This is a genomic window from Psychrobacter sp. DAB_AL43B (genome assembly GCF_900168255.1).
Taxonomy (GTDB): Bacteria; Pseudomonadota; Gammaproteobacteria; order Pseudomonadales; family Moraxellaceae; genus Psychrobacter.
Window position 1 is genome coordinate 2657702 of record NZ_LT799838.1, and the last position, 16957, is coordinate 2674658.

Consider the following 16957-nt stretch of genomic DNA (forward strand, 5'->3'; position numbering starts at 1 on the left):
TGCTTAAGTTTATTTAATAACACTTATTATGATGTTCAAATAGCTTATGTTAAATAACGTTAGAGTATTTGAATTTGAGCTGATACAGACAGTGCCATCAAGATACTGCTATGATGCGATTAACAATGACCGTTGAGGGATAACCATGTGGCAGGTGTATTTTTTTATTTTACCGATTGGTCTAGGTATCATGACCTTGGCAGCAAGCTTGTTGTTTTTGTTCGCCTACCTGATGTCCAATGACAATGCCACGCGCTTGCCAGCGTTTAACTGGTTTAAGCGCTTAATCATTGTGGCATTTATCTTACTGAGTGTTGGTCTATTTATGACTTTTGGACATTTTTGGGGTCAATAAAAGCAGACTTTATGTGTTAACTATTTTTTCTAACTCTAATAACTCTAAATCCTGACGTTTTGGCTCACCATTATTACCATCCATTGGAAACGGCATTTTATTGCCATTTAGCTGATAACCGCGGCGTTGATAATACGCCAATAGCTCAGGACGATGGCTTAAAATAGACATAGTAAGACGCGCAGGTTTTTCATCAGTTGCTTCTATATCTGATTGTAAATGGCGCTGGGCAAAAGTTTCTGCGGCCTGTAATATCTGGTGACCAACCCCATGTCCTTGCAGCTCTGGATGTACCGCAAACATACCGATATAAGCTTTTTTATTACCGTCACCTTTATTAGCAGCAGCATCGACTTTTATATCGACAGCGATACAGCCTAATAGCTCGCCCGTTTCTTCGCCCTCACGTTCACCAGTGGTGGTTTTTGGGTAAACAAAAAGATAGTGTTTTGGATTAGCGATGGTATTAGCCAGCTCATCTTGAGTGATACGAATACCACCAACCAAATCTGCTTCATTGGTCCAGCCTTCTGTCTGCCGGTAGCAGCGGTTTAATAACTGTTCAAGCGCGTCAATATCACTTGCTTCAGCTTGACGTAAAAATACAGCATTTTTCTTCATATTGTCAGTTATCCCTTTCTTATAAACATATTATTAGGGCTGCCCTAATTGAATAGACCAGCCTTAATAATAATACGTATCAGTTTTGACTACTAGCGCGATAATGCCTGCGCTTGTTCGATAATATCAAATCCTGCGTTAATCTGTGCTCGTGTTGGGGCATGACCACGGCGCAATAGCTCAGAAAAGGCGACTAACGCTTTGTCGCGACCAAGCGAGCTTGCTGCACGGGCGCGCGTGTCTTCACCCTCATCATCGAAATAATATTCGATATAATCAAAGCTGTCTGGTGTACCAAGTAGAATGCCATAGTCTGGCGTCGCAGCATGTCCGCTATAGCGGAGGCTTTTGCCGTATTGCATCGTCCAAAAGAAAGGAATACGCTCCGCCAGCGAGTTGACGTTATCTTCATTTAAGATAGCAGCCGCCGTTACTATGCCATGCTGCAAGGCGACGCGCCAATGCTCGATACGCATACGCCCCATTTGATTAGTCGCTTTGGCGATATCGCCAAGCGCATAGACACCATCGCGCAGTTGTAGATGTTCATCAACTTGTACGCCATCTGGATGATTTGTGTCATTCAATAACTCGATACGCGGTGCGACGCCTGTCCCTAAAATCACGATATCAGCGTCTATCTGCTCACCATTTGCTAATTTAACGCCACCAACTTGCGAGAAATCCGCCTCTTTTAAGCTATCATCACTCGCACTGTTGTCACTCGCACTATTGTCATTGGCGCTGTCATCAGTAGCTTTTTCGGTTGCTGTAATTTCAGCGACGCTGGCATTAAAGATAAACTTAACGCCGTTATCTTCATGCAGCTTAATAAGCGCATTACTGACGGTTTCAGAAACAATATTACCCATCACGCGATGGTCTTGTCCGATGATAGTAATAGAAGCGGTCGTGCCTGCTTGCACTAATGCTGAAGCGACTTCCATACCGATAAAACCTGTACCAACAATGACCACACGCTGGTCATGACTGGCAGCTTTAATCAATTTGGCATCATCCATACTGCGTAAGGTGTAGACACCATCAAGCTTAACACCTTTAAAAGGCGGTATTTTTGGCTCAGCACCCGTTGCCACAACTAAGAAATCGGCTGTTTGTTTATCCCTATTACCATCTTTATCTTTAATGACAATCGTACGTTCATTGGGCAACACTTCACTAACGGTTTGGTTTAAGCGTAAGTCAATATCGCTTTTACTCGCCCAATCTGCGCCGCCAAGTAAGAGCTTTTCTTCAGGCATATTCCCTGCCAAAAACGCTTTAGACAATAAAGGACGATTATAAGGAGCTTTGTCATCAGCACTAATCAAGGTAATCTTGCCGCCGTAACCCGTATGACGTAGCTGATTGGCCGTCATAAATCCTGCACCGCCTCCGCCTACAATAATAGTATGAGTGTCAGTCATTTTGTCTTTTTTGATCTGTTTGTCTATTTTAGCGGCTGTATTAACGGTCAAATTATCGCCATTATCGACGATTTCGTATTGAGTCAATCCTGTCATAGCAACTGGTTCTAATAGCGAGCCGTCGCTGCTATCAAAAGTACCGTGATGCCACGGGCAGATGACTCGATTGCCACAACGTAAACCATTACCCAAATCTGCCCCTGCGTGCGGGCATTTACCATCGAACGCATGAAATGTACTGTCGTCGCGGGTAATTAAAATGATACTATCGTCATCCTGTTTATAGGATTTCATACCGCCATTTGGAATATCGTCTTTACTAATGGTGACGGTGTTAATTGTTGTGTTGCTCATAAGTCTTCCTTAACGATTATGATTATTTCCTGATGAAAACGGGGTGATATGACTTTATCAAATCAGTCATATCTCATAAAAAATTCTATATTTAAAAAATCAGATTAATTGATAGTAGCAAGCCCACTCAGCTCGCGATGTTTCTTTGTATATTCGCTGCGTTGCAAAACGTAATTTTGTGGCTTTTTATCTGGGCATTTGCTACTTCAAACCACCGCTTTTAAACAAAAAAAGACCCCCTTATGACTTCTCAAGATGACAACTTAAACGTTACCGCGACTTCTGAGTCTGCTTTTAAGAATGCTGCCTATGACAACGAAATATTCGCCAACGAGCAGCCCAATCTCTCAAGTATCGATATTACCGCAGCGACTGATACTGCCAAATTACCGCAGCCTATACAACCACCTTTAAAGCGCGCAACTTATAAAGCCCAGACAACCGACTTTATCGTTAATGAGATATTGCCGCTCGACTTTACAGGCGAAGGTGAGCATTTATGGCTGCATATAGAAAAGTCAGGAATGAACACCGCTTATCTTGCCAAATTACTCTCTGAGTGGGCAGAAATACCATTACGCGATGTCGGTTATTCTGGGCTGAAAGACCGTCATGCATTAACGACACAATGGTTTAGCCTGCGGATACCAAAAAAGCAATTGCCAGAATCAGAATTTGCGCCAATAGATATCGGTGTTGATGAGTCAGTCACTATTCTCGCCCAGCAGTGGCACAATAAAAAGCTCAATCGCGGCACGCATCGCGCCAACCAATTTATCATTACCTTGCGTGATATCGAGTTTGCCGACCTAGCAATCGAAACGTCTGAGCAGGATTTATCTGCTAAGCAAAGTGCCAAGAGCAGCATCGAGCAGCGGTTAGCAAATATCAGTCACAGCGGCGTGCCCAATTATTTTGGTCCACAGCGTTTTGGACGTAACGGCAATAATATTAGAACCGCTTTGGCATTGTTTGCCCGTCCACCACAGCAAAGTCGACCACAACCAAAAAAGAGTAAACGTAAAATTACGCCGCGAGAACAAAATACCATGGAGCTCTCTGCCGCACGTAGTTTGATATTCAATGAGATATTGGCAGCACGCGTACGTGATGGTAGTTGGGATATAGGACTGGCAGGCGAAGTATTTAACTTAGATGGTTCAGGCTCGATATTTGCTAGTGAAGAATTAGACGACACTTTACAGGCGCGAGTTAAGACCGGCGACATTCATCCAACAGGTGTTTTGTGGGGCGTGGGTAATGATAAAGTTAGTGGCGCTGCGGCAGCAATTGAAACTGATATCGTAGATCAAAGCCCACTATTAACTCAGCTAGCGGCAGGATTAGAGCAGCGCGATATTAAGGCGCAAAGACGAGCGCTGCGCTTACCTATTGAAGCATTGAGTTGGGAATGGCATGATAAAGATGATGAACAAGCGCTAGTATTAAACTTTACTTTGACGACAGGTAGCTTTGCCACCAGCGTATTGGCAAGTTTGGTGCAAGAATTAAGTACATCGCCATTATCTATGTAGCAACTGATTGAATGCTCAAAATGCTCAAAAGGTCAGAGTGCTGAGTTGCTAGATGATGGCATAAAGTGAGGTAGCCTTACTACTTTCTGCAGCTAACATATCATTGGCACTGACAACTTGATTGCGACCACGATCCTTAGCCTCATATAAGGCTTTATCGGCAATACAGATTAAACGCTGGCAAATATCAATGGGCAATTGTGCCTTTGCGATTTCTGTGGCGACTCGTTTTCTTCTATGCGCAACTCTTTTTTGCGAACTACTTTGCTTCGAGCTGGATTGCTTCGAACCATTGTCTTGCGAGTCTTTGATATTTGCGTTTTGTTTTTGTGAGCTTGTTAACGGCGGTGTGCTCTCTTTTAGCGCTACCGCTTTATACTCACTTTGGATTCGAGCGCGCTCATCGTGAGTCAAGGTATAAACCCCTAAACTGGCAGTGACGTTAAAATCTGTATTGTCATCACTACTGATCACATGCTGAGCAATATCTCGACGCAGCTGCTCAGCAATGCTCATCGCCCTATCATGCTGAGTATCAGGCAGCACAATCAAAAATTCTTCTCCGCCATAGCGACTTACAATCGCATCTTCTGTTAACGACTTTGATAGCGTTTGTGCAACTTCGGACAATACTTGATCGCCAACATCATGACCATAATTGTCATTAATATTTTTAAACCAGTCTAAGTCTAATAAAATAACACTGAAATCCTGCTTATCTCCCATTGCCAAAAGCGCCTGCTGCATTTGCGTCAAGCCGTAGCGGCGACTTTTTAGCTGAGTCAACTCATCTTGATTGGCATACTGCATTATCTCAGCTTTACTATTATCTAATATCAATAACAGTGTGCGAAACATATAGATGATAAAAATCGCTTTTGGTAGCGCCATATAAATATGGGTGCTGCGCCAAAAAAATGCTGAGGAAAAGCGTAGTTGATTGAGGGTATCCCAACTTAGTGTACCGTTTTTGAAAATAGAGGCGGAGATGGCATTTTCGATAGCTGTCGTTTCGCTATAGGTGAGATAGCTATAAGTATCTAAAGGAAAAGAGGTGATGGTCATGTGGCGCAGATTGGGTATGGTAAAGCCAAAATAGGGAATCAGAGTGACCAAAAAAATTAATACGATATGCCCTAAAAAGGCTTTCCATACATAGCGTCGCCGTATGAGCATCATTCCTAGCATTGCTCCACCGACTAGCGAGATCCCAGCGACCAAACTACTGTGCCCCATAACCAAAATAACCACAGCAATGTAAACGCTATAGAGCGCTACTAAAATGGCCTGCCACTTATGTAGTGAGCCATTGTCTTTTCTCATCGGTGATAAACGGCTGACCATCCATATAAAGAAGATACCCAGCAGGGTAACCCCAATCCACAAAGGGTAAAACAATTCCATATCTACGTAGGAACCATAAGTATCTTGGCGCCACCAGACAAATAAACACCAGAACCAATGTGATGTGATTTCCATCAAAACAAACAATGCCAGCAGTAATGCCCTATCAGCAGCTTGCCACTCAAAAATCACTCGAGAGAGTTTTCTGTAGCCTAGATGAGATATCGATAAAGCCATAATGGGCTACCGCAAATAATGAAAGTTATTGAGCTAAAACCAGAACAGTCAACCAAGCGTCATGACTTATAGTAAATCTAAACTTACTCATTGAGTGTGGCAATTTTTATCTTATTTATCAATCCGTTTAAGTGATTTATGCGTCAATAAATGATGCCTTAATTTAGCAATCATTTAACCAACATTTTAATGAATACTGGCATTCATGCGACGTTTGCGACTTAGCAATATTTAGTGATGAAAATTTTTAGGCTACGATAAGGCTGCAAAAGACTGCCAAATACCTTGCTGCTCAGGATGCAAGTTTGGCACATCGCCTATACGGCGCCATGGCATATTGCTACCATGAAAGTCGCTACCTATCGATGTAACAAGATTGTGCTCAGCGATACTACGATCAACCATTCTACGAGTGCTTACAGGTTCACTATTGGCAGGTAGCTCACAGGCATCGCCGCCAAGCTGGGCAAACTCTTCGATAAGCTTACGTACTCGTGTCGCTGAAAGCTGATAGCGCGTGGGGTGTGCTAGCACAGCTTTACCACCGCAAGCATGTATCAGCTCAATACCGTGCTGCATCGTCAACGCTTCAATCGCCACATAAGCAGGCTTATTATCAGCCAGATATTTATCAAAGGCTTTTTGTACGGTCTTAACCTCACCGCGCTCAAATAAAACTTGTCCAATATGCGCACGCCCAACTGCTTGTGGATTGTTACCCGCTTTATAAAGAACGGCTTGCCATAGTTCATCATAATCAATGTCTAGCAACTCACTGAGTTTTTCAGTGATGCGTTGACCACGAGTAGCACGACTGTCTTGCAACTGTTGTAAGGTCGCATGCATTTTTTCGCGATCGGTAAAATCTAATCCAAGTACATGAATGATTTTATTAGTGGATTTATTTTTACCATAGCCGCCGCTGAGCGTGTGCTCACAGCTAATTTCAACGCCATTAATTAATTGTATATTGCAAGCTTCAGCCGCCGCGCGTGCCTCATCGATACCCAATAAGGTATCATGATCGGTCAAAGCCAACACGTTAATTCCCGCACTATGGGCGCGCTGTACCACTTCTGCAGGCGCATAAGTACCGTCAGAACAGGTACTGTGGCAATGTAAGTCGATTTTCATAAAGCTGGCCTTAAGGTTTTGAATGTATTGTCAATTTAAATGTGTCTTCGATAATGAATATGGTAGCAGTAAAATGAGGTAAAAATGGCTAAGGCGTGCCATATAAGACGATTATCGTGTTGATTGCTTTTTTTTGGCGCAGTAGACGTGTAAACTACCCCATACGTTTTTGTTGGACACCCTATTTGCTATGAAAGCCTTATTAGACTTCATTCCCTTAATCGCGTTTTTTATTGCCGCTCGTTACAATGGTATTTTAGCAGCAGCAGGCGCATTGCTCGTTGCCACTATCATCATCTATGCTATCCACTTTGTGCGTCAAAAAGGCAAGTTTGATAAACAACAATGGGTCGTTCTATTATTAACCATCGTCTTTTGCGGTGGCACACTGCTATTGCGTGACGACATCTACCTACGTTGGAAGTCACCGATTATTAACGGTATCTTTGCTATAACGCTTTTGGTGAGTGCTGCTATTAATAAGCCACTGATGCAATTGGCCATGAAAGATGTTTTTTCGCTGACGATGAGTGGCTGGAAGAAGTTAACTGTCGCTTGGGCATTGTTTTTTGCCTTTATGGGCGTGCTGCATTATATCACGGCATTTACGATGTCAGACGAAGCTTGGATTAACTTTAAAACCTATGGCTGGATTCCAATTATGCTGGTATTTGTGGTCGCCCAATTTTTAGTGTTAAAAAAGCACCTCAATCCCGCACTAACCGACAAAGCAGCTAAGTAAAAGACCATCAAATAGAAAGCCATCACATAATATTTATTATTTTATAATAAACAACCACTTATTTCTAAATTCCAATTGTGACAATGATTAATCATATAGTCTAATTAGGTAGAGTGATTAAAAATATTGTTATTGATTATAGCGCTTTATTCTTACTATTAATTGAGGAAGCAATATGTCCTTATTTGCCATTATTGGTTACGATGTTGCGGGTAGCAGCGCCCAACGTCAGATGACGCGCGCTGAACATCTTGAACGCTTACAAGTATTGAGTCGTGAGCAGCGACTGATTATCGCCGGTCCAACGCCTATTGAGCACGGCAAAAGTGAGATGTCGGGCAGCCTTATTATTGCTGACTTTGACTCTCTTGAGGCGGCTCAAGCTTGGGCAAGCGCTGATCCATACTTGCGTGACGGTGTATACAGTCATGTAGATATCAAGCCGTTTATTCAAGCATTACCAGCAGCTACTGACCGTTCGGCAAATAAGCCATCAGACAAGGTAGCAGCATCGTGATTCAGCAGTTATTTTCATTAAATAGTCATATCTATAAAACTGGCTTTACTAGCATTATATTACTCGCTGCCATATCGGTACAAGCTGCGCCAACGGTTACCACTGCCGATCCAGCAGCAGTGACTATAACAGCGCCCAACGAGGTTGCCCCAACAACGACTGCGACCACCGCTACAAATACCGCGCCAGCGACGAATATTAACGATACCTTAAAGTTTAACGACACCTTGGCGGCACAGTTGCAACCATCAAATAAAGCTCTATCCGCCGCCAATCAGGAATTACTTAGCCGCAATGCCCAGCTGCAGCGCCAAGTCAACGATTTGCAGACTCAAGCAAACGTTTTGGTGTACGAGAGTAAAGGTCAAATATTTTTATATGGGGCATTTACCGTCTTGATTAGTTTATTAGTCGGTATTTTTATCTCATGGTTGGTTTTTGTGCGCCGTGAACGCTGGTAGCACCATTTTTTATCGACTTGCTCTATCTGTTTACCTGATGCCTGTTTGATCACTAATTGAGGACTTCTCCATGCCCAAGCCCTCTTCTGCCACTATTAATGTACCTCTTCCTGCTACTAACGCTCTTAAACATGCTGAACGACCAAACGTTATTGTGCCTGCTAAGATCGAATGGCAAACGGATGATGCTGGTAACAAAGTGCCGGTATCAGGGGAGTTTGGCGATGTCTATTTTTCACATGCAGATGGTTTAGCAGAGTCACGCCATGTATTTTTGGCGCATAACCAATTGCCGGAGCGATTGGCAAACCTTGTGCCCCAGCAATGTTTTACCATTGCTGAATTGGGTTTTGGTACAGGGCTTAATTTTCTAGCGACGTGGCAACTATGGCGACAGCTTCGGTTAACACATTCGCACTTAGACAGCGCTCATTTGCACTTTATTACCACCGAAAAATATCCCATACCACTGACAGACTTAAAACAGATACTCGCATTGTGGGCACAGCGTGCGCCTGAACTAGCAGAATTGATTGAGCAGCTTTTAGCCAGCTACCCACCGCTGATTGCCGGTTGTCATCGGTTGAATTTCTTTGCGGACAATATAACGCTTGATATTTGGTTAGGCGATGCAGGCGACAGCTTAGCAAGTTTAGGCTTTGAGACAGCTATTCAACGCCCTTATATTGATGCATGGTTTTTAGATGGCTTTGCCCCTTCTTGTAATGAGATATTGTGGGCAGCAAGTATATTTATGCAGATACAGCGCTTATCGCGCGCTGATACGACTGCCGCCACTTATAGCTGTGCCGGTATCGTCAAACGCGGACTACAAGCTCATGGGTTTGCCATTAAAAAAGTCAAAGGCTTTGGGCGCAAGCGCGAGATGCTCACCGCTGTCATGACTGAGCCCTTACCACTGGATGACCATCCCACCTTATATACCCATCCGAATCACACAGTCGTTATTGGTGCTGGCGTAGCAGGACTACTTACTGCTTGGACGCTGGCCAATCGTGGTATCAATGTCACTATTTTAGACAAAAGCGCACCGCTATCTGGCGCATCTGGTAATCCACGTGCCCTCCTCGCCCCCAACATGACGCCTATTCATCACGTCTATGAGCACCTTCATTCTATTGGCTATTTATATAGTGGCAGATTATATCGTGACTTTAATAAGCAAGCCGCGATTCAAAGGACGCCGCTGATACTTGAGCAGACCGGCACTCTAGATTTATTAGTAAAAACCAATATTGGTACTGAGCAGATTGCAGACTATCCAAATGCGATGGCAGCTACGATTACTACTGAAGAAGCGCGGCGGTTAAGCGGCTTAAAAGCTAAAGACTTAGCAGACAATTTATATTTACCGCAATCTGGTTTGGTCAATCCACAAGCTTTAAAAACTGTCACCCTTGCGCATTCGAATATCAATTATCAGCAGTTTAGTGTTACCGATATTAAAGAAACAGAAGATAAAGTTACGGTAAGTGGTAATAATAGTCAAAGCCCTATCACTATAATCGCTGACAATGTCGTGATTTGTGCTGCTTACGAAAGCCATCAACTAGATAAACGTATCGTTGCTTGTCGCACTATTCGCGGGCAATTATCTTGGTTCACACCCACTGCTGAACAAATAACTAAGCTACCTAAATTACCGCTCAAATATAGTGGCTATTGCGCACCATTTATCGGGCAGAGCGGTGATGCTGAGTTGAATAATATTATCGAAAATCAGTCGCAGTTTTTACTTGGCGCAAGCTTCGTCGATGGTGATGCCAATATCGATATCCGTCTTGAGGAAAACCAGCAGAATTACGATAAATTGATTGAAGATATGCCTGAATTGGCTGATGTTTTAATTACTGACCCTAGCTTATGGCAAGCGCGTGCCGGCATTCGCACCCAAACGCTAGATTATCATCCACTGGTTGGTCTACTCGCACAGAGCAAGCGCCTATGGACACTGTCAGCGATGGGTGCAAAAGGTTATGCGTTAGCACCGATATGTGCTGAGGCGTTAGCGGATATGATGTTAGGCTGTTTTACGCCGTTATCCAGCGTTATGTTGACGCGGCTGTCACCCAATCGGGCGCGGCTGCATAAAGCGCGTAACAATGTGAGTAAATTATCGAGCTAACCTTTCAAACGGTATTTTAATTCGCAGTATCGTCATGACTCTCTATACGAGATTTAACCGCACCAAACAATGATTTTCCCGACTCTGATTTTTGCGTAGATATTCTAGTCACACCCTCATCATTTATACTCGTCGTTGGCGCAATTAAAGTTTGAATTTGCGCTTCATCGCGGGTATTTTTTTGAATGGTCACCGCAGCAAACAGACTCATGGTAAATGCCATCATATAAAAACCTTTTTCGCTGAGGTTTAAACTCCCCGCATTCATCAAACCAATAGCAATAAGCACAACAGATAATCCTAAAGCCGCCCAACTAATTAAGTAATACATATTTGTCGTTGGTATACCTTCACTACGATCACGCAGGGTTTTTTGCAAACTAATCGCTGAATAAAGACCGAGCGCCAACACCGCGATATAATAGCCTTTCTCATTCAACAACATACTTTTTGCATTCCATAATCCAAACAAATATGCCAGTACACCAACCAACATGACGGCCCAAGAAGTCCCGATATAAGCGGTCGTTGGTTTATAAGCGGCTAGCTGACTCTTAGTAATCGTGTCATTATTCATCATCGTCCTTAATTAGAAATAAGCAAATACTTGATAGTCATATAAACTTTTATCGACCGCTGTTTTGCCTTAACATAACACAAGCATGTTATATTGTAATCTAAAATTATTTTTAAAATAAATAGCAGTCTTAATGACAGAGTCCTAACATGTCTTTTTTTACCTTACTCATTCTACTTAGCCTTATTATTATCGTACCCATCGTTTTTGTGATGAGAGAAAAGTCTAAGCGCACGCAAACGGCCTCTATACAACGTCATCAAGAGTATTTAGCATCTGCAAGTCGTATAGCCGCACACTCTCAAGCAAATAGGGCATCAAGAGAAAAGGTAAATAATGAACAAAGTAATGAGCTTACTGTCATTGATTTTTCAGCGCAGCATCCCTTTATTAGACTACTTTATAACGAGCAAGTGCCTAAAACGTTTCGAGCAACTATGGATGATATCGGGCAGCAATATGAGTCTACTCATCACGATCAAATCACTGAATCACAATTATTTACCTTCAATAAACTCATCAGCACACGTGTCCCAGAACTGATTACTGACTATCTTAGCCTCGATCAAAATTATGCAAAAACCGTTATTATTGATAACGATAAACAAAATACCAGCTATGACATGGTGCTAGGTCAACTAAACTTGATTTTAGATTTCTCGCAAAAACTTAATACCCAAAGCCAAAGTGGTGTCGTTGATAAATTACTTGCCAGCCGCCGATATCTAGATGACGTCTATAAAGAAAGTGGCATGGCAGCCGATAATCTAAAGTTAAAGTAAATAATACATGCGAACAACGAATAAAAAATTGATGGTAATCGCAAATAACTGTGAAAGACTATATTTAATATAGGTATTACTGTAATTAGTGATTCTTAGTAAGAGATAGTTATACGTGGTTCACTATGTTTAAATAAAACCCTATTAATGGATAGCCATCTTATTATGAAAAACCTTCCCGCTACCTTTGCCAAACCAAAGCGCGACTTTGAAACTGTTTCTGCCGTTCTTTTGAGTATATTACTACTGAGTGCTTGCCAAAAAGCACCAGAGCCTGAGACAGCTAACGAGACCACCACTGAAGCGGCATCTCAAATGACACCCGTGACTTCTAACATCAATACGCCTACAGTCACTAATGAAGAGGCAAATGCCGCTGAGCCTACTACTAGCCCAGAGCAAGATATGAGCTTAGCTGAGCTGGAAAATGACCTTGATGCAACAGATTTGGCAGCAAATAACCCTGCTCCAGCGCCCAATCCAGAGCAAGCTATTAAAGGCGCTCAAATCACTGATGTCCGTTATAAAAGCGCCACAGGTGAATCTTTATCAGTCGTCTTTGAAACGTCGGCAGCAGGTATGCTCAACGCTGTTGTCACCTTACCCAACAAACCAAAAATAACTTTGAGTGCACCTGAAGGTCAAGGGAATAATCCCACCTACCGCTCAAACGATGGCAGTATGCAGCTGGTCAGTCATGCTGGCGGTGGTACAATCGACTTTATTCAAAACAATAAAATGACAAGCTTTGATGCCATTAGTGCCGATGCAGAAGTGATTACCGAGTAAGCTTTATAAGCATAAAACCATGTGGTAAAGGTAGTAAAAAAATGACAATAAAAAAGGCAGCAAACGTTGATATCGTTGCCGCCTTTTTTGCTATTAATTTGACTTATTTTAATTTTATTTAACCAAAGCCTGTTGTTTTTCCAAACAAACTCACCAGCCAGCTTATTACTGTCCACAAGCCCCAACCGATAATGATAATAACCATTAATCCCAATATATCAGGTATATGCAAATATAGCCAAGCGACGACTGGATTGCGCCAAAAGAAACCAAAGCGACTTTGTTGTTGCTTGTCTTCTAATGACTGATGTAAAAATGGTCGATCCATATGCATGGTTTCGGTGATGCCATACTCGTCTTTTAGATGTTCATGCACGATGCCCAAGGTCTTACGACTGGGACGAATAAAGATATCGAGCAACGTTCCAATACCAGGTACGATCCCGACTACCATATCGATGAGCGCCAGTCTGACGGCTGGTGTCATTTTATGCGCCGGTACTCCCAGCTGACGACCCAATATGAACGCATAGCTGGTTAACGCCAATCCCGCCAAATCACCCGCCAGTGGAATGGTTGAAAGTGCGGCATCGGCACCCATGCCTTGTTTAGTAAAAGGAATGCGAACGAGAGAATCCATGGTATTGGCAAACTTTGCCAATTTACGCTCAGTCTCGATGACTTGCTCTCGGGTTAGCCCTTGCGCAGCCAATCTTGCCTGATAATCTACGACAGGCGCATTAGATGATTTACTCGCTTTTAATCTCGAAAATTTATTTAATTTATCCATTAAAAGTCGTCCAGATACAAGCGATGGCTATAAGAGCAAAGACATAACGCCCTACCCATATATTGGCTAAAAATGCCTGAAAGCAGGCTAAAGCATTACGGCTGGCACAAGCACTGTTTTGCTTGGCAAACATCATGGCGACTAAAGCCAGTCCAAATACGGGCGTAATGCCCAAGCTGGTTAGCGCAAAATAATGCCACATAACCGCGCCCATGATGAGTAGAAATAAAGTTTGTAGCACTGAAATAATAATCACATCATAGCGGCCAAATAATATCGCTGTTGATTTGACCCCTATCTTTAAATCATCTTCACGGTCGGCCATGGCATACTGGGTATCATAGGCGACTGTCCAACACATATATGCCAAAAATAATAGCCAACACCAAATATCAGGTGCGCCTTGAATCGCTACATAAGCCATCGGTATCGCCCAGCCGAAAGCGGCTGCCAAAAATACTTGTGGTAAATGCGTATAGCGTTTCATAAACGGATAAATAAATGCCAATATAACGGCACCAAACGACCAATAGAACACCTCAATGGGCAAAAAGAATAACAGACTGCCACTTAATAACACCAATACTAAAAATGCTGCAATGGCCTCTTTACCAGAAAGACGGCCATCGGCTAGCGGTCGACCTTTAGTACGGCCAACGTGACCATCGACTTTACGATCGGCAAAGTCATTAATCGCACAGCCTGCCGCCCGCATCAATATCGCCCCAAGGGCAAAAACAATAAAGATACTTAAACTCGGTAGACCTGCCGTAATGCCTTCGCCTTGCTGCTGTGCTTGTCCCATTGCAGCGAATAACACGCCCCATAATGTTGGCCAAAGCAGTAGCTCAATGCCCACCGGTTTATCAAAGCGTGTTAGCTGGATGTAGGCTTGTAGTTTGTCGTTAAATGTCATGGCGTTTTAATTATCATCGATAGAAAGTATTAAGTAATAATTTGGGTGCATAGCAATTTAGTATATAGAACTTGGCTTACGCTGCTTTGATACTATCAATGCCACTAAACGTGTTGCCACATCTTATTTGCTTCCATAAGTGACAGCTCAGGATATTGCTTGCGTAAGGCTTTAATTGCAGCAACTTTCTCTTTTTGTGCGGCTTGCTGACGTAAAAACGCCAATTGCTCTTTAGGATTACTTAACTCTTTTAGACGTGCTTCAAGTCGCAAAATTCTGGTACGCAGCATAATATTGATTAACAATAACGCCGCACCCATCACCCAAACGATTAATACAGACATTCCCTGCTCCTAAATTTATAAGCTGTCTTATTTCATATAATTAAACAAAATAACCGTCAAATCGTACCGCTTCGTTATGCCAGCTCTCACTTGGCTGTTGATGAGCAAGTAACGGCGCAGATTGTGGACGCTTAACAATGACGCGGCCTTGTTTTTGACCATTTTGACTGACCACTGCTTGCGCAGATTGTAGCAATTGCCGTTCTTCGTCTAATGTTGGTGGGCTGGCCAATTGGTGCAATGCTTGCATATGCTTACCCACTTTAGCCCCTTTACCCGTTTTACTATCTTGGTAGCTATCCTCTGGAAACATAGGATCTAGATACACCATATCGACGATTTTACTATTATCAGCGACTGATTCATTATTAACGCTTTGAAAATAACTAAGTGCATCCGTATTAATAATATGCAAACGTGACATCAATTTTTGCCAATTTGCTAACGTACTCATGCGCTGCTGCTCTGCTAACAATAGCAGCGCCATTAAGGGCTGCTGCTCAAGCATTATTACCTGAGCGCCAGTACTGGCCAATATTAGGCTGTCATGACCAAAGCCAGCAGTGGCATCAATAACTCTGCTATCCGCTGTGATTTTTGCCGCTTGCAATAATAACTCAGACTTGCGTCCCGCACTTACCACACGCCGCTGTAATTTATCCCATTCAGGGGCAACGCTTAAGCCATCACTCAGCCATGAGAGCTTATTTTTATCATCTAATAATAAGACAGGCTGAGTCGATGTTTGACTTAATTGCTGGCGATGTTTTTGATTTAATTTCTCTGTCACCAGTTCAATATTTAAAATAATGGGTAGCGCATGCTCAGCTATCAACGCCTGTAAGCTCTCGACTTGACTTGCCTGCGTCTGACTAACATAAAGTAGTTGGCAGTTTATAGCAGCGGTCGGTACGTGCTTTACATTGGTCATGACTGCCATTCCTTTCTCATACTTACCACATCATGAATTGCTATCAAAAACCATTCCATTATAAAGTTTAGCCTGCCATTTGATAACCAAAACCCCAAGCGGCTATTAAGACCAACACACCAGTGATAATACGCAACCAAGCAAACACCTTAAAGTCACGACGACTGACCCAAGCGACCAATAAGCGAATACAAAGTAAGGCAACGATAAATGACACGACGGTACCAATGCCTAGCACTAACCAATCTTCGCTACTGGTCAAAACGTCACGATGCTTAATAAAATCTAGTAGTGCCGCACCAATGATAACCGGAATACCCAAAAAGAAGGAAAACTCAGCGGAAGCTTTACGTGAGACCCCAAGCCACAGTGCACCGATAATGGTCGCTCCTGAACGCGAGGTACCAGGTATCAATGCCAAACATTGCAGCAAACCTATCATCAATGCCGTCTTTAGACTAACGTCTTCTGCTTCTTGCGCAATAATTGGCTTAGGACGATTTTCGACATAAAATATCAGCAAACCGCCGATAATTAGCATAATCGCAACGACAATAGGATTAAATAAATAAGCTTTAATCTCATCGGCAAAGGTAAAACCAACAATCATCACCGGAATAGTGGCAACAATTAAGCTCAATCCAAGCTGCCTTGGGTTACTCATGCCCTCTGCTTTACCCGTCAGCAGACCCATAAGTGCTTGCCATAGTCTACCCCAGTAGTCATAAATGACCGCTAAAATAGCGCCAAACTGTATCACCACCACAAACAAATCGACTTTTTCTTTGGTCCAAAAGCCCATCAAATCGGCTGATAAAATTAAATATCCTGTGCTAGAGATAGGTAAAAACTCAGTGATACCTTCAACGATACCCATGATGACAGCTTGAATTAATAAGAGTATATCCACAATTATTTTCCTAAAAACAGACCTACAGGCTGTCTTATATTATTG

At 42.7% G+C, this 16957-nt stretch carries 18 protein-coding genes; 8 read left to right on the forward strand and 10 right to left on the reverse strand.

Annotated elements, in window-relative coordinates:
- The first annotated feature begins 145 nt into the window (after positions 1–145).
- Positions 146–355: a hypothetical protein gene (locus DABAL43B_RS11285; RefSeq protein ID WP_165767596.1), complete on the forward strand. Its 210-nt coding sequence runs from the start codon at positions 146–148 to the stop codon at positions 353–355.
- A gap of 9 nt (positions 356–364) precedes the next feature.
- On the opposite strand, the gene DABAL43B_RS11290 is transcribed toward DABAL43B_RS11285, so the two are convergent.
- Both DABAL43B_RS11290 and DABAL43B_RS11295 read right to left on the reverse strand, forming a co-directional pair.
- On the reverse strand, positions 365–976 hold the full coding sequence (locus DABAL43B_RS11290) for a GNAT family N-acetyltransferase (protein WP_079692462.1): 612 nt from the start codon (positions 974–976) through the stop codon (positions 365–367).
- Between the two features lie 92 nt (positions 977–1068).
- The gene (locus DABAL43B_RS11295) at positions 1069–2757 is read right to left on the reverse strand and encodes an FAD-dependent oxidoreductase (protein ID WP_079692463.1); all 1689 of its coding nucleotides are present in this window, start codon (positions 2755–2757) and stop codon (positions 1069–1071) included.
- A 242-nt stretch (positions 2758–2999) separates the two neighbouring features.
- Between DABAL43B_RS11295 and truD the strand changes: the two genes are divergently transcribed.
- Positions 3000–4292 carry a tRNA pseudouridine(13) synthase TruD gene (gene truD, locus DABAL43B_RS11300; RefSeq protein WP_079692464.1) on the forward strand — a complete coding sequence of 431 codons (1293 nt, stop codon included), beginning with the start codon at positions 3000–3002 and terminating at the stop codon, positions 4290–4292.
- 48 nt (positions 4293–4340) lie between these two features.
- On the opposite strand, the gene DABAL43B_RS11305 is transcribed toward truD, so the two are convergent.
- Both DABAL43B_RS11305 and DABAL43B_RS11310 read right to left on the reverse strand, forming a co-directional pair.
- Complete coding sequence (locus DABAL43B_RS11305; RefSeq protein WP_079692465.1) at positions 4341–5873, reverse strand: sensor domain-containing diguanylate cyclase; 1533 nt, start codon at positions 5871–5873, stop codon at positions 4341–4343.
- A 252-nt stretch (positions 5874–6125) separates the two neighbouring features.
- The gene (locus DABAL43B_RS11310) at positions 6126–7007 is read right to left on the reverse strand and encodes a PHP domain-containing protein (RefSeq protein WP_079692466.1); all 882 of its coding nucleotides are present in this window, start codon (positions 7005–7007) and stop codon (positions 6126–6128) included.
- A 190-nt stretch (positions 7008–7197) separates the two neighbouring features.
- Here DABAL43B_RS11310 and ispZ point away from each other — a divergent pair, with 190 nt between their 5' ends.
- From ispZ to mnmD, 4 genes are all read left to right on the forward strand, one after another.
- On the forward strand, positions 7198–7749 hold the full coding sequence (ispZ, locus tag DABAL43B_RS11315) for a septation protein IspZ (RefSeq protein ID WP_079692467.1): 552 nt from the start codon (positions 7198–7200) through the stop codon (positions 7747–7749).
- Positions 7750–7924: 175 nt separating this feature from the next.
- Positions 7925–8266 carry a YciI family protein gene (locus DABAL43B_RS11320; protein WP_079692468.1) on the forward strand — a complete coding sequence of 114 codons (342 nt, stop codon included), beginning with the start codon at positions 7925–7927 and terminating at the stop codon, positions 8264–8266.
- Positions 8263–8727 carry a hypothetical protein gene (locus DABAL43B_RS11325; protein ID WP_079692469.1) on the forward strand — a complete coding sequence of 155 codons (465 nt, stop codon included), beginning with the start codon at positions 8263–8265 and terminating at the stop codon, positions 8725–8727. Before DABAL43B_RS11320 ends, DABAL43B_RS11325 begins: the two co-directional genes overlap by 4 nt.
- 70 nt (positions 8728–8797) lie before the next feature.
- Positions 8798–10873 carry a tRNA (5-methylaminomethyl-2-thiouridine)(34)-methyltransferase MnmD gene (gene mnmD, locus DABAL43B_RS11330; RefSeq protein WP_079692470.1) on the forward strand — a complete coding sequence of 692 codons (2076 nt, stop codon included), beginning with the start codon at positions 8798–8800 and terminating at the stop codon, positions 10871–10873.
- A 16-nt stretch (positions 10874–10889) separates the two neighbouring features.
- On the opposite strand, the gene yiaA is transcribed toward mnmD, so the two are convergent.
- Positions 10890–11450 carry an inner membrane protein YiaA gene (gene yiaA, locus DABAL43B_RS11335; RefSeq protein ID WP_079692471.1) on the reverse strand — a complete coding sequence of 187 codons (561 nt, stop codon included), beginning with the start codon at positions 11448–11450 and terminating at the stop codon, positions 10890–10892.
- A 149-nt stretch (positions 11451–11599) separates the two neighbouring features.
- Here yiaA and DABAL43B_RS11340 point away from each other — a divergent pair, with 149 nt between their 5' ends.
- Both DABAL43B_RS11340 and DABAL43B_RS11345 read left to right on the forward strand, forming a co-directional pair.
- Positions 11600–12232, forward strand: coding sequence for a hypothetical protein (locus DABAL43B_RS11340; RefSeq protein WP_079692472.1), 633 nt, complete (start codon positions 11600–11602; stop codon positions 12230–12232).
- Positions 12233–12397: 165 nt separating this feature from the next.
- On the forward strand, positions 12398–13021 hold the full coding sequence (locus DABAL43B_RS11345; protein ID WP_079692473.1) for a hypothetical protein: 624 nt from the start codon (positions 12398–12400) through the stop codon (positions 13019–13021).
- Between the two features lie 118 nt (positions 13022–13139).
- Here the strand turns inward: DABAL43B_RS11345 and DABAL43B_RS11350 are convergent, their stop codons facing one another.
- The 5 genes from DABAL43B_RS11350 to DABAL43B_RS11370 all read right to left on the reverse strand — a co-directional run bounded on the left by DABAL43B_RS11350 (position 13140) and on the right by DABAL43B_RS11370 (position 16912).
- Positions 13140–13811, reverse strand: coding sequence for a DUF4112 domain-containing protein (locus tag DABAL43B_RS11350; protein ID WP_079692474.1), 672 nt, complete (start codon positions 13809–13811; stop codon positions 13140–13142).
- Complete coding sequence (ubiA, locus tag DABAL43B_RS11355; protein ID WP_079692475.1) at positions 13804–14727, reverse strand: 4-hydroxybenzoate octaprenyltransferase; 924 nt, start codon at positions 14725–14727, stop codon at positions 13804–13806. Before ubiA ends, DABAL43B_RS11350 begins: the two co-directional genes overlap by 8 nt.
- A gap of 104 nt (positions 14728–14831) precedes the next feature.
- Positions 14832–15071, reverse strand: coding sequence for a hypothetical protein (locus DABAL43B_RS11360; protein ID WP_079692476.1), 240 nt, complete (start codon positions 15069–15071; stop codon positions 14832–14834).
- A gap of 40 nt (positions 15072–15111) precedes the next feature.
- Positions 15112–16002, reverse strand: coding sequence for a class I SAM-dependent methyltransferase (locus DABAL43B_RS11365; RefSeq protein ID WP_079692477.1), 891 nt, complete (start codon positions 16000–16002; stop codon positions 15112–15114).
- Positions 16003–16069: 67 nt separating this feature from the next.
- Entirely contained in the window at positions 16070–16912 is an 843-nt protein-coding gene (locus DABAL43B_RS11370; protein WP_079692478.1) for an undecaprenyl-diphosphate phosphatase, read from the reverse strand.
- Positions 16913–16957: the final 45 nt, after the last annotated feature.